Genomic DNA, 15,793 nt, shown 5'->3' with positions numbered 1-15,793 from the left:
TCTCAATTACGAGATTTTTTTATATCTTTGTTTTATCGAATATGCCAATATAAGGAAGATTTCTTAGTTTTTCTTGATAATCTAAACCAAATCCAACAACAAAGTGATCAGGTATCACAAAACCTGTTGCATCCGGATATATATTTTCTTTTCTATTTGCTTGTTTATCTAATAATGTTAATATTTTAAATGAACGAGGTTTGCGCGATAATAAAAGATCACGAACTCTTTTTAATGAAATACCAGAGTCAATAATTTCTTCAACTACTAAAACATCCTTACCTTCTATATCTTGTGCCATATCCAAAATTATTTTAGAATTACCACTTGACTTTGTTCCGCCATAATATGATGATACTGTTAAAAAATCCAATATACAATCTATTTTTACATCTTTTATAAGTTGCATCATGAATGGCATTGCACCTTTCATGATACCTACTATAATAAGTTCATTTGAATTTTTATAAGTATCATTTACTCAATCAGCCAATATTTTTATTTTATCTTCGAGTTCTTGTCTTGTAAATAAGATTTCTTTTATTAATTTATGTTTTTCCATGTTATCCTTTGCGAATTTGTAAAATCATGATTATCAATAATATTTATTGCCTTTTTAATCACTTCTTCTTCGGTTAAATTGTTAACATCTATAACATAGTAAGGTATGTTATATTTTTTAACAACTTTTATAAATACATCCTTATAAAGTTCGTGTAAACGCTTGAAATAATTATAATTAGAATCTCAATTATTAATTTCTACATCCCTATTTCTTTTAAAAATATGTTTTTTAAAAGTATCAAATGTCATATCTAAATAAATGGCAATATCCGGATTTACTTCCGGATCCATAATCTCATCAAACATAGCATTAAAAGCATGCAAATATTTTTTTTCTTTTTTTTCTAATGTTGCAACAGCAAACACATAATGTTCCAATACAAAACGATCTAATATAATAAAATCTTTCAGATGATTTTTAGTTTTCATAAATTCATTATTTATTTTTTTAAAATTATTAGTTAAAGATTCAACAATGTAACTTTGAAAACCTATATCAATATTAGGTTTTTGTTCATATATCCATTTAAGAAACGTATTAAAAACAACATCATTATCTTTAAATTCTTCTATAAGAATTGAATTTTTGTAATGCTTATGTAATGCCTTAGAAAGTGTTGATTTTCCTGAAGCAATATTACCACTAATCCCTATAACCATTACTTACTTATCTCTCTTTCAATAATTTGTAATGATTTTTGAAAAACCTCTTCTTCAGTTAAATTATTAGTATCGATAACCACATAATTTAAATTATATTTTTCAGCTTGTTGCATAAATATCAACTTGTAATTATTGTATAAATTTTGAAAATAATCTTTGTTAATTTCAAAATTGTCAATCTCCACCTTTCTCCCTCTAGAAAAGAGTCTTTTCTTAAAGGTGTCAAAACTCATATCTAAATAAATAGCTAAAGATGGTGTTTCTTTCTTTGTTATTAAATGTTTAAAAAGCGCATCATACCCCTTTAAATATTTCTCACCTTTTTCTTTTAAAATTACATGGGCAAAAATATAATGTTCAATGCTAAAACGGTCTAAAAAAATATGATTCATTTTAGGATTTAATTTTTTTTCATCATATTTTTTTAATAAATCATTAAGTTTGGTTGTATGGTTTTCAACAACATATGACTGAAAGCCTATAGTTAAATTTGGTTGTTTTTCATATAATCATTTTAAAAAAGTGTTAAAAACTTCATCATCTTCACTAAATTCATCCAATTTTCATGTTTCTTGCGTCTTATTAAAATGATCAACAAGACGTTTGGTAAGTGAACTTTTACCACTACTTACCATTCCACTAATTCCAATTAACATTACTTATGTCCTATTTCTAATATAGTTACATTATATTTTTCAGGAGCATCTACTTCAATTACATCATCTACTTTATGACCAAGTATAGATTGTGCAAGAGGAGAAACGTTTGATATTTTATTATTAATAGGATCAGCATCTATTTCACCTACAATGTGATAAGTATTAATTGAACCATCTGTGTCACTTTTTAATTTAACAAACGTACCAACACTAACAGTATCAGAGTGCAATGCTTCAATAATTTTGGCGTTTGTTAAAAGTTTTTCTATCTCAGATATTCTTACCTCAATTTTACCTTGACGTTCACGAGCAGAATCATATTCAGCGTTTTCTGAAAGGTCACCTAATTCTCTAGCATCTTTAATTTCTTGGATTACTTCTGGACGCTCAACATCAACAAGATGTTTTAATTCGTCCTTTAATTTTTTATATCCATCCTCAGTTAAAAGTATTTGGTTTTTATTTTTCATAATTTCTCCTTTTATATTAGTATTAGTTATTATATATTACAGAATTATTTTTTACTATCAAAATAAATTTTTTGTTGTGCGAAAACTCAAAAACTAAATTTTCTTTTTTTAAATAAGTGGCGACAACAGATTTTGAAAAATTATTCAAATTACGCACATAAATAGCAATCATTCCGTTTTCGTTTAATTTCTTATAAATATTTTTAATATTTGATTCTATATTTCTATCATCCATTATTAAAACATAATCAAATAAATCATTCTCATTTGCAATCTTATACTCATAGGTGTAGCCTAGTTCATTAATTTTATTTATATTAGATTGTTCAATATCAGTATGGTAAATCTTTGTTCACTTTATTTGATTTTTTATAACAAAACCGAAATATTCAGCATTTTTACCATAAATTAATACGTTTTCGTATTGATTAATAAATGCATTATTTATTAAAAAATCAACAAGGTTATTCTCTAAATTTATGTTTAGTGCGTTTTTTACATCTTCATTTACATCGCCAGCATTTTTTCTAATAGCTTGGTTTACAATTTTATTTTTATATTTATCCTTTGTAATTTTTATAAGAATAAGAGAAACGATAAAACTAACAAATGAAATACCTATAGCTACAAACATTGAAATCATTAAATAATAATCTGTTTTTGACATTTTAAACCCCTAAATATCTTTCTAAAATAATTTGAGCAGCTAGAGAATCTTTATATTTTTTTTGCTTCTTGCGTGCCAAATTACCTTTTTTCAAAATAGAAAGAGCTTCCTTAGTTGTTTCTCTTTCATCTTCTAAAATTATTTTTAAATCGAATTTTAGTTTTAAAAGTTCATAAAAATTTTCTACATATATTGTTGTATCAGATTTTGTATTTGTCATTCGTAATGGGTATCCTAAAATGATGGTATCAACGTTATATTCAACAACATATCTACTAATTTCTTCTAATAAATAATTAAAATCACACTCCTGATATCTTAGAACATCTAAGCCTATTGCAAACATATTTAGAGGATCGCTTATGGCTAGACCACAAGTAACAGTACCCAAATCTATAGCTAATTTACGCATTTTTTAATGCACTTTCAATATCTTGTAAAAGATTAAAATCATTATTTAATTTTCCTATGGCAAAAATCTTATTTCCACCACCTTTTCCATTTGTTAATGAAAAAATATTTTGTAACAATTTATTTGAATCTATTATGTATGAACTTACACACAATATCGTACCAGTTGTTTGCTTAGAACCAAGAATAACAATACTATTTTTATTTGCTTCTCTTTGTGTGGCTGCTTGCACATTTATTACTTGATTTGGAACATTAAAGTTATAAATAATATCCTTGCCAAAAATAGTAATTTTATTAAAATCCAACTTTATGTTTTCTTGTTTTTTTAACTCTTGTTTAGTTAATGATTCTAAATAATTTTTTATCTCAACTAAGTAATTTCCTAAAAACTCATACAATTCTTTTTTATTTTGTTTATGAACATTTTTTAATTTAAAATTTGAATCCAATAATTTAATTTTGTTACTTAAAATATCTATCTCATCTTTAATTCTTTTTATTTCTTCGTCATAATATTTATTAACTAGTTTATTACTCGTAATTGCTCTTAGCCTATATATTCCTGCTTGTTTTTTGTCTACAGAAATAATTTTAAAATCCTCAATAAATTTAGTATTTGGAACGTGAGTGCCGCCACATAAATCCTTGGTTACTTCTTTAAAATCAACCATTCTCACAGCACTAGGGTTCATGTATTCCATTTCTTCAAGGGTCATATAAACATTTTGTTTTTTTGCTTCATCAAGGGTAATTATATGATAATCACGTTTTATATTTTTTTCAATAATTTCCTTGAATTCTTTTTCAATATTATTTATTTCTGTTTTTGTTAATTTATGGTCACAAGGAAAATCAAATGTAAATCTTTCCTCTGTAATATCACTACCTAATTGCTTAATATAATTACCAAGTTGTCTTCTCATAATAGAGAAAACAATATGGGTAGCAGAGTGATTCCTCATCATGCCATAACGTGTATTTTCTTCAACAAAACACTCTACAAGTTCATTTTTATTAACAACACCAGAAACTATATGAATATGGTTATTGTTTTTATCTTTGAAAACATCTAAAATTTTAATTTTATTATTATTTTGCAACATATAACCAACGTCATGATTTTGACCACCACATGTAGCATAAAACGGGGTTTTATCTAGCACTAATAAACACTCAGTATTCGATTTTGAAATTTCATTTTCTGCATCAGCCATAAAAATAATTTTTGATTTTGATTTTAATTCTTCATAACCAATAAAATCTGAAATTTGTTTATTAATCAATGCCAATGAATTAATTGCTTTATTCATCCCGCTAACTTGTTTATTTCGCGACTTTATAGAGTGCTTTTCTTTTTCTAATTCTATTTTTTTAAGATCTATTTCAATGTTGTAGTCTTTTAATATTTCAATAGTTAATTCAAAGGGGAAACCATATGTTTCATATAATTTAAAAATGCTTTTTTCATCAATATTTTTTTTGGAATTAATTAAATCAAGGAGTAATTTTCTACCTTTTTCAATTGTTTGAGCAAACAACAATTCTTCTTCTTTTATAATTTCTTCCACAGTATTAACATCATAATCGAATGGTAAAGTATCTTTTATTGTCTTAACAAGATTATGTAAAAATGATTTTTCTTTTATTTTTAAAATAAATGATTGATAATAACTTCTTCTAATAAGACGCCTTATAATATAACCTCTACCAATATTACTTACATTAGCTCCATCTCCAATTGCATTTACAACTGTCCTCATATGGTCGGCAATAATTTTAAATGAAGTATTAATAATGGCTTGTTTTTTATCTTTTTTAAAATAATTATTTACATCGTATTTATATGGTGTAAATTTTTCAATGTGTTTAATAATAGGAATAAATAAATCCGTATCATAGTTTGTTGGGGTGTCTTGAAGTATTGAAGTAATACGTTCAAGTCCGGCTCCTGTATCAATATTTTTTTGTTTAAGTTCAGTGTATTTACCATCACCTAAATGATTAAAAGTGGAAAAAACAATATTTCAAATTTCAATATAACGATCATTATCGATATCTTGACTTATTAATTCAATTCCTCTATTATCAAACTTTTCACCGCGATCATAAAATATTTCAGTATTTGGACCACATGGTCCTAGACCATGTTCTCAAAAATTCGTTTTTTTGTCACCGGCAATCATATGGTTTGCATCTATTCCATTTTTTACTCAAAGTTCATATGTTTCTTTATCATCTTTAAAATATGTAATATAGATTTTATCTTTTTCTAATTTTAAATAATCAAATACAAATTCCACAGCTCATGATATTGCTTCTTTTTTAAAATAATCACCTATAGAGAAATTCCCAAGCATCTCAAAAAATGTATGATGTCTTGTTGTAACACCAACATTTTCAATATCGTTAGTTCTAATTGCTTTTTGAGAGTTTGTTAGTCTTAAATATGGAGGTTTCTTTTTACCAGAAAAATAATCTTTTAATGTTGCCACCCCAGAATTTATCCATAATAAAGAATCATCATTAACAGGTATTAAACTTTTTGTTTCCAATACCATATGGTCTTTTGACTTAAAAAAATCTAACCACATATTTCTAATTTGCTTTGAATTAATCATTTTTCTCCTTTGTTTTATCTATAAAATATCTTTTTGTATTTTCTAAATCTTCCTGCGTTATATTATCTAATCTTTGATTTGAGATTAACCTAATTTCTTTAATAATATTAATAATATATTCCTGATTAATAATCATATGTTCTTTTGGAACAAAATCAATAAATTTAATTTGTTGTTCATTATTCATATTTACATGTAAAACACAATAATATAAATAATTATTCATTTCTATTGTTGATGCGTATATTCCTGTATGTAACCTTGAAATATCTGGTCAAACAAATTTATATTCACTTTCTAGTGTAACCTTTATTGCATAATCATTTATTAATAACTGGTTCGCAAATTCAACATATCCTAATGGTATTTGCTCTTTTATTATTGATGTAGAAATTTTATGATTTTTTATATAAAGTATTGGGCAAACATAAGTTTTATACTTACTTTTTAAATATTCAATACCTAATAGATCACTTCCAAATTTAAAATCTTCCCCACAAACAATAATTGGTTTTATTTTTTTAAAAAGCTTGTCTAAAAAATCTTGCCCTTTCATATTTCTTACTTTTTCAAAATCAACAACAATTACATTATCTATACCTAAATCAGCTAATTGTTGAAGCCGTATTTCTAATTGCATAAATTTCCCATTTATTTTATTAGGCATAAAACTAGGCTCCGAGAAAATCATCATTACTATGTCTTTATCTAATTTTTTGGCAAGAGTTATTAGTTCGTAATGGCCAATATGTAAAGATTCAAAAGAACCCAGTATAAATACTGGGTCTTTAAATTCATAATCACTACCAAATTTGTAAACATCCATCAAGGTAAATTATAATAAATTAGTTAATAGTTAAGATGTTTTTTCTAACATTATCTACTACAACAATATGTATTTTATTTTTAGAATTTACTAAGTCATCAATTTTTACAACAATATCTAATTGTGTTTCTCAATTAATTATTGTATCACTTTTTCGCAATACATATTTTTCTAATTCATTCTTGCTTATTCTATAAATTGAATCTAAATTCATAAAATAATAACATCTAAAATTTTTTTGTTCTTCATTTTGGTCCATGCCATTTTCTTTTTCTATCCATATCCCATTTGCTAATTGTATCTTTTTACTTGATTCAATCGCTAGACAATAATAGTAATAATGATTATCTTGAGTAATGATAAATATTGTTTCCATAAAATTTTTAATGTTATAATCGTTTTTGAAAGTTTTGTTTAACTTAATTGGTGTGAGTGTTGTTAAATTTTTTATATCCATATCATTATATTAGCAATATGAAATACCCAATTTTTCCTATCTTTTTCTTTATTTAAATTATAATGATATACATGGATACTAATAATAGGTACAATTCAGTAGTAATTAAGGTTGCATATCTTGGTATTATGTTATCACTTGTTATTTTATTTAACTATCTAGCTAATTTTATTTCAATAGTAGGATTTTTAAAATTAGATCTATCTTCTATTTTTATAATAATTAGTTTTCTTTATATTTCTAAGCAAGGAGCTATATACTTACTATTTATACGTTTTGCAATAGGTCCGAGTTACTCGCAGTTAGGTTATGAGTTAGCTTCAATTTTGGGACATTTTATTCTTTTTTGCACAACATTATTCTTTATATTATTTTTATATTTATTCATGTTTATTCTTAAAAAAAATAAACTTAATTACTTAACAAAACAAATAATAATTTACTTAATATGCATAGTGATTTGTTCATTTTTAATGTTCATACTTAATTCATTACTTTTTGTACCTTTATATTTATATATTTTTAAAGCAATAGATACTCCCTGTTTTCATGAACTTGTAAAAAAATGGACAGATTCAAAATTTAATAGTCTAACTTTTGGAATAAACAACTATTGATTTGGTATGTTTATTTTGTACATTTTTTTCAACTTTCTATCATTTGGTACTAATTCAGTAGGGTGTCTTTTATTAGAAATTACATTTAAAAAGACAAAGATTATAACCCCCAATTTATTTAATTAGGAGAAAATATAGCAAATTTTCTCATTTTATTTTTATTTAAAATCTTATTAATATAGTATATATAATTGTAATATTGCAAAAAACAGGGGTGGAACATGGATTATGATTTTAAAAAAATTGAGAGTAAATGACAATTACATTGAAAAAGAAATAGAAGTTTTGAAACATTAAAAGATTTTAGTTTACCTAAAAAATATATTCTTTCAATGTTTCCTTATCCAAGCGGAAGATTGCATATGGGGCATGTTAGAAATTATGCGATTTCGGATGCTATAGCTAGATTTTGACGCAAAGAAAACTATAATGTTTTACACCCAATAGGATGGGATGCTTTTGGCTTACCCGCCGAAAATGCCGCGATTAAAAATAAAAGTGAGCCAAGTTCATGAACTCGTTCTAACATAAATGTCATGAGGGAACAATTGCAAGAATTAGGATTTAGTTTTGCATATGAAAGAGAACTTGCGACATGTGATTATGATTACACAAAATGAGAACAATATTTATTTATTAAGTTTTATAATGAAGGATTAATTTACCGTAAAAAAGCCACATTAAATTACTGTCAAAAAGATGAGACTGTTTTAGCGAATGAACAAGTTATAAATAATCATTGTTGACGTTGTGATGAACCTATTGTTTTAAAAGAACTTGATCAATATTATTTTAAAATTAAAAACTTTCAAAATGAACTTTTGGACGATTTAAAGTTACTAAAAAATAATTGACCCGATCAAGTTATTAAAATGCAAGAAAATTGGATTGGCAAAACTAACGGATATACTGTAAATTGTAATATTTTAAAAAATCAAATATTGACTAAAATCAGCAAATTTTCAATATTTATTGAAGAAAATATTGATTTTAATGATATAGCTTTTATTAATATATCTTACGATCATCCAATTGTTAAAGAATTATTAAATTCTAATAGTATAGATATTAATAAAGTTGAAAAAATAAAATTATTATCAAATGATTTATCATTAAAAGATATAGACTTTTATGAATTACCTATCGAAGCAGTTAATCCTTTTAATACTAATAAAAATTTAAAAATTGTCGTTACAAATTATGCTCATATAAAATTCAAAAATGATATTGTATTTGGATTATATTCCGACAATAATTTAGATCGCGACATGCAAATAGCAAACAAATTAAATATTAAAAAGAATAAAGATATTGAATTAAATATTAATGATCTTTTAAATAAAAAAATAATAAAAAATGATACTCATTTCAAACTAAAAGATTGAGGAATTAGTCGTCAAAGATTTTGGGGGACACCAATACCATTAATTCATTGCGATAAATGTGGAATAGTTCCAGAAAAAATAGAAAATTTACCAGTTAAATTACCAGAAATAAAAGTTTTAAATTCATCAAGAGATGCACTTACACAAAATAAAAATTGAATAAATACAAAATGTCCAAAATGTGACAATTGTGCAAAAAGAGAAACAGATACACTTGATACTTTTATGGAATCATCATGATATTTCTTAAGATTTACCACCACTAAAAAAGATAGAATTGATAATATTTTTACTAAAGAACTAGATTATTTCAATAGTGTTGATCAATACATAGGAGGGATTGAACACGCTATTTTGCACTTACTATATGCACGTTTTTTTACAAAAATACTTAAGAAAATGAAAATAATCAAATTTAATGAACCATTTAATAAATTACTCACACAAGGAATGGTATTAAAAGATGGCGCTAAAATGTCCAAATCAAAAGGGAATGTTATAGATCCTAGCGAATTAATAAACAAATATGGAGCTGATACAGCAAGATTATTTATACTTTTTGCAGCACCACCAGAAAATGATTTGGAATGATCTAGCGCAGGAGTTGAAGGTTCATTTAAATTTATTAAAAAACTTATTACAAACCGTAATAATATAATAAAAGTAGATAAACAAATTTTCCCTATAGCTAAAACAAATATTGAAAAAGAAATAAGATTTAAAATAAATAAATTACTTGAAAAATATTATTCAACATTCATGGATGATAATACCACTTATAGTTTCAATACAATAATTGCTCTTACAATGGAAATATTAAATGATTTGGGTAATACTGAAAACTATGAAATATGAACAGAAGCTTATTATATAATACTTAATGTTTTGGAACCATTTATACCACATATAGCAAATGAATTATCGCAAGAATTATTTTTATCATCAAACTTAAAACATCTAGTAGTTGATAAAAATGCCTTAGTATTAGATTATGTTAAATATGCGATAACAATAAACGGAAAAGTTAGGGGAGAAATTCAATTAGATAAAAATGTTGATAAAGATTTTATAATTGAAAGTGCTAAAAAAATAGTTTCAAAATGACTAGAAAATAAAAAAATAATAAAAGAAATTTTTATAAAAAACAAATTAATAAATTTTGTGATTAAAGATTAAAAGGAGAAAAATGAGTGATAAAAAAGAAAGCTTTTTAGAAAATATACAATACATAAGTACAAGAAATTTTGTAGAAAGAGAAAGCGAAGATACAAAAAAAGTAATACTACCATCAATTAATTATGATGATGCTGTATTTGGTGTTTTTTCTAGCCTTAGAATAGATGATGAAATACCTGTTAATCAAGTACTAGAAGCATGCAATATTGCTAACGATGAAAAAGAAAATAATGATTTAAAGCCAAAAATGATATTATATTTTTCAAAAAATACAAGTAATAAAAAAGGCGCCGAAATTCTAATAGATAAGAAACAAATACGAGATTATGGATATTTATGCGAAATATTAAGTTTTTCACACACTAAAACTGGAGGACTTATTGTTCAGTATATTGCAACAGATATAGTCACAATAGATAAATTACATACTGAAATGATTAATAAATATAAAATTCCTTATATAAAAAATATTGAGGCAACTATAAGCGAACCACTTGAAGCATTTAGAAACGATAATGATGAAGATGACTATGAACAAAAAAAGGAAGCAATTATTCGTATATTCAAAGAGCTTCTTATTCATGCCGAAAAAAATCCAAAATCTATTTTTTATGATAATTATAAAAATGCTAAAGGTTTATATACTGCATTAATTAGAATAAATGAAGAAAAGCAAATTGTTTGTTACAAGAATGGAATAATATCAGCAATAGAATATATGCTTTTGAACAAAACTCCTTCAAAATCATTGAAAATTCTTGAAAAACAGTACAAAAATGCAAACAAATTAACAACTCATGCTGTAGATTTTTTTGTCATTTACTACAAAATTTTCTTAGATAAAAATGATGATAATTTATCTTTAGAATTAGATAAACAAATCGAAACTAAATTAAAAAATGATTTAGATAAACAACAAAAAGACTTTATTCTTCGTGAGAAAATGAGGATTATAAAAGACTTAATAGACGATAATAATGATGAAAGTAATGGAATTAGTGATAAAGATGAAATCAAAAACGAGAACAAAAGATATCCAGAAAATGTATTAAAAGTAATTAATGAGGAAAAAGAAAAATTACGCAATATGATGCCATCTAGTCCTAATGCAGACTTGACTAAAACATACATTGATAACTTAAAAAATTTACCTTGAAGAAAAACATCTATTTTTAATACATCAATTTCAAATGCCAAAAAAGTACTCGATAAAAACCACTATGGTCTTGAAGAAGTTAAAAAACGTATAATAGAATATATCGCAATAGCAATTAGACGTAACGAATTTTTTAAAGAAACAAAAAAATCAGAAAATATAAAAATTAATGATAAAGAGGAAATAAATTTCGAACTTTTTAAAGATGTAGACACAAGTAAAAATACCGAAAATTATTCACCAATTTTAACACTTGTAGGACCGCCAGGAACCGGTAAAACTTCTTTAGCTAAATCTATCGCTAATGCTTTAGGTAGAAAAATGATCAAAATATCTCTTGGTGGTGTTCATGATGAAGCAGAAATTCGTGGTCACAGAAGAACATATGTGGGAGCAATGCCTGGTAAAATAATTCAAGCAATAAATAAAGCTGGCGTATCCAATCCCGTTATTCTTTTAGATGAAATAGATAAAATGTCTAATGATCGTAGAGGAGATCCTACAAGTGCCCTTCTTGAAGTATTAGATCCTGAACAAAATTCTCATTTTCAAGATAATTATATTGAATTAGAATATGATTTATCAGAAGTCATGTTTGTAGCTACAGCCAATTATTATGAAAATATCCCACCCGCACTTATAGATCGTGTTGAAATTATTGAACTTAATAGTTATACTGTTAGCGAAAAAATAAAAATCGCTAGAGAATATATTATTGAACGTGTTTTAAAACAAAACTTTGCAGACAATAACTTATTTTCAATTAGTGATGAAATGCTAAAATATATAATTAAGCACTACACATTAGAATCTGGTGTAAGAGGGCTTTATAGACAACTAGATAAAATAGTTAGAAAAATAACTGTTTTAAATCTTAAAAAGAAAAAAGACAATGTTAAAACAATAGAACTTGATGAAAAACAAATTACTCAATTATTAGGTGTTAAAAAAATTGATGAAGAAGAAAATGAAAAAAAACCTAGAATTGGGGCAGTTAATGGTTTAGCATATACATCGTATGGTGGTAGCACATTAGAAATTGAGGTTACTACATATCCAGGAAAAGGAGAATTAAAACTGACTGGACAACTTAAAGATGTTATGCAAGAATCCGCACAAATTGCCGCAACATATGTTAGGGCGAATGCGCAACAATTTGGTATAGATTTTAATTTTGAAGAAAATACAATTCACATTCACGTACCCGAAGGAGCAACACCTAAAGATGGCCCTAGCGCTGGAGTTACATTTACAACCGCCATTATTTCAGCATTGGCTAAAAAAGAAGTACCTACAAATATTGGTATGACAGGCGAAATCACTCTTAGAGGTAAAATATTAGAAATTGGGGGATTAAAAGAAAAATCATTTGCAGCTTATCAAAAAGGTATTACAAAAGTATTTATTCCTATCGCTAATAAAAAACATCTCGAAGAAATACCAAAAGAGGTATTTGCGGCAATAACATATAAGCCCGTTAGCGATTACAAAGAAATATTTAATGATCTCTTTGGCACTAAAAAATAAATCATGAATAATAAATGCTTTTCAACAAGTAATATAATCTTATATCGCTCATTATTAATTGTTTTTTATATTAGTTTTGTTTTTATAATTCCTTTATTTGTATACATATTAAAAAAGAAACAAATTAAATATGAAGTCAACCTAATAAAATGGTCATTAGAAAACATATCATTAGTTATGAACAAAATAAATCAAGAGTTAAGTATTTATAATTATCGCGAATATTTTACAACTAATAAGTGAAAAAACACAAAAAATGAAAACTTGGTTAATGAACTAAATATACTTATAAGTATTTATAATTTACATGTCAAATTATTAAGAAAAGAATTTTTCTATCTTATTTCAAAAATACTAATGCTTCATTTAAAAATTACTAATTATGATTTACTTGATATTATTATTGAAAAATAAAATAAAACCATTTTGGTTTTATTTTATTTTATTTATTTCATTTAAAAGATTTTCATATGACATATAACCTAATAATTTAGTAACCTCTTTACCATCTTTATAAATAAAAGTTACTGGTATAGATGTAATTTGTTTTTCTTTTGCAAAGTCTCGATCTTCATCTACATCGATTCTATAAATATCAATATTTTGTTTTTCCACTAATTCTTCTAAAACAGGTTTTAGCATTTTACATGGAGGGCATCATGATGCATGAAAATTTAAAATTTTTATTCCACTATCTAATCCATTTTTAATATTTTCTTTTGTTGTATTTATTAACATAACACTCATTACTCCTTTTTATTATTCTAATATAGTTTACCATATATAGTTAGATATAATATTTACAATTTTATATGTGGTAAAAATTCCACAATGTTCGTTTTTTTTGACATATTTGGTATATATAAAAATATAATTAAATTATATACAAACAAAAGGAGAGAAAATGACAAAAAACAAGAAAATACTAATGAGTGTTTTTGGTGGAATTGCCGCACTATAATTAGCTACAACAACTTCTTGTGGAGGAACGGAAGAAGTAAAAAGCACCAGTAAAACGATAGGTGTTATGATGACCGACCCTGAAAACCCAAGATGAGTTAAAGCTAAAAATTCAGCTATAGAAAATTTAAAAGCTAAAGGGTTTGAAGTTTTAGCGGAACAGAAAAAAGCTCAAACCGATATGAATGCATGGATTATGAGTCAAATAGATAACTCTAAAATTGATGCATTATTACTAGCACCTACAGATGATGCTGCTAGCGAACCAATTCGTCATGCTAATGAAAATAATGGAATACCTGTTATCGCATATGATAAGTTAATTCATTCTATTTCAGATAACTACAATTGATATGTAACGTTTGATAGCGAAGAAGTGGGAAGATTACAAGGATTATCATTCCTTTCAAAAATTTATAATTATCAAGAACCTGGTGAAAATAAGGATAATATTTTCGATGATGAAAATACAATGCTTGCATGAGTTAAAGAACATAAATTAAGTTCAAGAAAAATTTATGCCACAGTAGGGGGTGACCCAAAAGATAATAATGCAAGATTATTCTACAATCCAGCACTTGATTTAATAAGAAAGGCTGAAGCGATAGATCCTAATTTGACTAACGCCAGAGAATTAGAATCATCTCAAAGAGGCAAGGTTGATGGATTCGATTTAGCCGGCACTTTATCTTGAGATTATGGTAAGGGTAAAGAAAAGATTGATGCATTACTTGGGGATATAATTGACAACAAGCATGTTAAGGCAGATGAAATTATTGGAGTACTTTGCCCTAATGATGAAATGGCAAACGTTATTATAGAGGCATTAAAAGGTAAGAATATTACAAACTACGTGGTAACAGGACTAGATGCAAATAAAGTAGCTTATGACCATATTAAAGAAGGTCGTCAATTTATGACTATTTACAAACCAGATGACTATACTACTAAAGTGGCAGCGGTAATGTTTGATGCAATTTATAAGAAAAATGGCAACAGTTTTACAAATGCAAAAGATTTAAGTGTTGAAGAAATGAAAAAAGCTCTTGACGCAGCAAAATTAGGTTTTGAATATAAAATTGATGACAAAAACTATATAGCTAAGACGGGATCAGGCAAGACAGACAAAACAAAAATTATTAAAACAATTCTTTTAAAACCAATCGTTATAACTAAAGGAAACCTTAAAGTTATTGAAAAATATGTAGGTAAATAAAAGTAAAATAAAAACCCAAAATTGGGTTTTTATTTTATTAATTTTGCACTTTAATCAAAACACCATTTATAATAAACAACTTTTTAAAACAAGATGATGTTTATGAAAAAGAATTAAATGACATGCTGTTAAAATTAAATAATTCTTACCAAACAAAATCAGCTACCAAATTACCAAAAGATGTTAATTATTTATCTATAAATGATTTAACTAGTGATACAAATATTAATTTTGCAACATTACTTCCTAATGTAAATGTTGCCTTTGATCCTGAACAAGTTAAACCAATTATTGATGATGATTTAAGTGGTGCAAAGAAATGTTATTTAAAATTTAGTTATAAAGGGGTTGATGTTAAAAAACAAATTAATATTAATGGGTTTAATAATTTAGTTTCTATTACTGAAAAAGAATTACA

15 protein-coding genes and 2 pseudogenes are annotated in these 15,793 nt (G+C 25.6%); 7 read left to right on the top strand and 10 right to left on the bottom strand.

Annotated elements, in window-relative coordinates:
- Positions 1-19: 19 nt before the first annotated feature.
- Genes hpt through T380_RS0102025 form a run of 9 tightly spaced genes read right to left on the bottom strand, consistent with a single transcriptional unit; the run spans position 20 to position 7,338 of the window.
- Positions 20-562 (bottom strand): hypoxanthine phosphoribosyltransferase, encoded by a 543-nt coding sequence (gene hpt / locus T380_RS0102065; protein ID WP_027334266.1) that lies wholly within the window; start codon positions 560-562, stop codon positions 20-22.
- Positions 544-1,224 (bottom strand): deoxynucleoside kinase, encoded by a 681-nt coding sequence (locus T380_RS0102060; RefSeq protein ID WP_027334265.1) that lies wholly within the window; start codon positions 1,222-1,224, stop codon positions 544-546. The genes hpt and T380_RS0102060 overlap by 19 nt, the downstream gene beginning before the upstream one ends.
- Entirely contained in the window at positions 1,224-1,883 is a 660-nt protein-coding gene (locus T380_RS0102055; protein WP_027334264.1) for a deoxynucleoside kinase, read from the bottom strand. The genes T380_RS0102060 and T380_RS0102055 overlap by 1 nt, the downstream gene beginning before the upstream one ends.
- The gene (greA, locus tag T380_RS0102050) at positions 1,883-2,356 is read right to left on the bottom strand and encodes a transcription elongation factor GreA (RefSeq protein WP_027334263.1); all 474 of its coding nucleotides are present in this window, start codon (positions 2,354-2,356) and stop codon (positions 1,883-1,885) included. The genes T380_RS0102055 and greA overlap by 1 nt, the downstream gene beginning before the upstream one ends.
- A 22-nt stretch (positions 2,357-2,378) precedes the next feature.
- Entirely contained in the window at positions 2,379-3,023 is a 645-nt protein-coding gene (locus T380_RS0102045; RefSeq protein ID WP_027334262.1) for a BC85_0335 family putative methyltransferase, read from the bottom strand.
- 1 nt (position 3,024) lies between these two features.
- Positions 3,025-3,435, bottom strand: a complete 411-nt coding sequence (gene ruvX, locus T380_RS0102040) for a Holliday junction resolvase RuvX (RefSeq protein ID WP_027334261.1) — start codon at positions 3,433-3,435, stop codon at positions 3,025-3,027.
- Complete coding sequence (gene alaS, locus T380_RS0102035) at positions 3,428-6,055, bottom strand: alanine--tRNA ligase (protein WP_084259830.1); 2,628 nt, start codon at positions 6,053-6,055, stop codon at positions 3,428-3,430. The genes ruvX and alaS overlap by 8 nt, the downstream gene beginning before the upstream one ends.
- Positions 6,048-6,881 (bottom strand): FAD synthase, encoded by an 834-nt coding sequence (locus T380_RS0102030; RefSeq protein WP_027334259.1) that lies wholly within the window; start codon positions 6,879-6,881, stop codon positions 6,048-6,050. Before T380_RS0102030 ends, alaS begins: the two co-directional genes overlap by 8 nt.
- A gap of 19 nt (positions 6,882-6,900) precedes the next feature.
- Positions 6,901-7,338, bottom strand: a complete 438-nt coding sequence (locus T380_RS0102025) for a hypothetical protein (protein WP_027334258.1) — start codon at positions 7,336-7,338, stop codon at positions 6,901-6,903.
- 71 nt (positions 7,339-7,409) lie between these two features.
- Here T380_RS0102025 and T380_RS0102020 point away from each other — a divergent pair, with 71 nt between their 5' ends.
- The 5 genes and pseudogenes from T380_RS0102020 (at position 7,410) to T380_RS0102005 (ending at position 13,613) form a co-directional block, all read left to right on the top strand.
- Positions 7,410-8,081 carry an MPN527 family putative ECF transporter permease subunit gene (locus T380_RS0102020; RefSeq protein WP_027334257.1) on the top strand — a complete coding sequence of 224 codons (672 nt, stop codon included), beginning with the start codon at positions 7,410-7,412 and terminating at the stop codon, positions 8,079-8,081.
- 95 nt (positions 8,082-8,176) lie between these two features.
- Positions 8,177-9,265, top strand: a pseudogene (locus T380_RS04515) (class I tRNA ligase family protein); the annotation flags it as partial.
- Positions 9,242-9,887: pseudogene (locus T380_RS04510) on the top strand (class I tRNA ligase family protein); the annotation flags it as partial. The pseudogenes T380_RS04515 and T380_RS04510, both read left to right, overlap by 24 nt.
- A 639-nt stretch (positions 9,888-10,526) precedes the next feature.
- Complete coding sequence (lon, locus tag T380_RS03910; protein WP_051599960.1) at positions 10,527-13,199, top strand: endopeptidase La; 2,673 nt, start codon at positions 10,527-10,529, stop codon at positions 13,197-13,199.
- Positions 13,200-13,202: 3 nt separating this feature from the next.
- Positions 13,203-13,613, top strand: coding sequence for a hypothetical protein (locus T380_RS0102005; RefSeq protein ID WP_027334255.1), 411 nt, complete (start codon positions 13,203-13,205; stop codon positions 13,611-13,613).
- Between the two features lie 18 nt (positions 13,614-13,631).
- Here T380_RS0102005 and T380_RS0102000 read toward each other — a convergent pair whose 3' ends face one another.
- On the bottom strand, positions 13,632-13,946 hold the full coding sequence (locus T380_RS0102000; protein ID WP_245594772.1) for a thioredoxin family protein: 315 nt from the start codon (positions 13,944-13,946) through the stop codon (positions 13,632-13,634).
- 280 nt (positions 13,947-14,226) lie between these two features.
- Between T380_RS0102000 and T380_RS0101995 the strand changes: the two genes are divergently transcribed.
- Positions 14,227-15,375 carry a substrate-binding domain-containing protein gene (locus T380_RS0101995; RefSeq protein ID WP_084259828.1) on the top strand — a complete coding sequence of 383 codons (1,149 nt, stop codon included), beginning with the start codon at positions 14,227-14,229 and terminating at the stop codon, positions 15,373-15,375.
- 122 nt (positions 15,376-15,497) lie between these two features.
- A partial coding sequence (locus tag T380_RS03905; protein ID WP_036436885.1) for a hypothetical protein occupies positions 15,498-15,793 on the top strand: 296 nt, incomplete at its 3' end.

The sequence above is a fragment of the Mycoplasma elephantis ATCC 51980 genome, from assembly GCF_000687815.1.
Classification (GTDB): Bacteria; Bacillota_I; Bacilli_A; order Mycoplasmatales; family Metamycoplasmataceae; genus Mycoplasma_H; species Mycoplasma_H elephantis.
The sequence above is the reverse complement of the archived record's forward strand: the minus strand, read 5'-3'. Positions and strand labels throughout refer to the sequence as shown.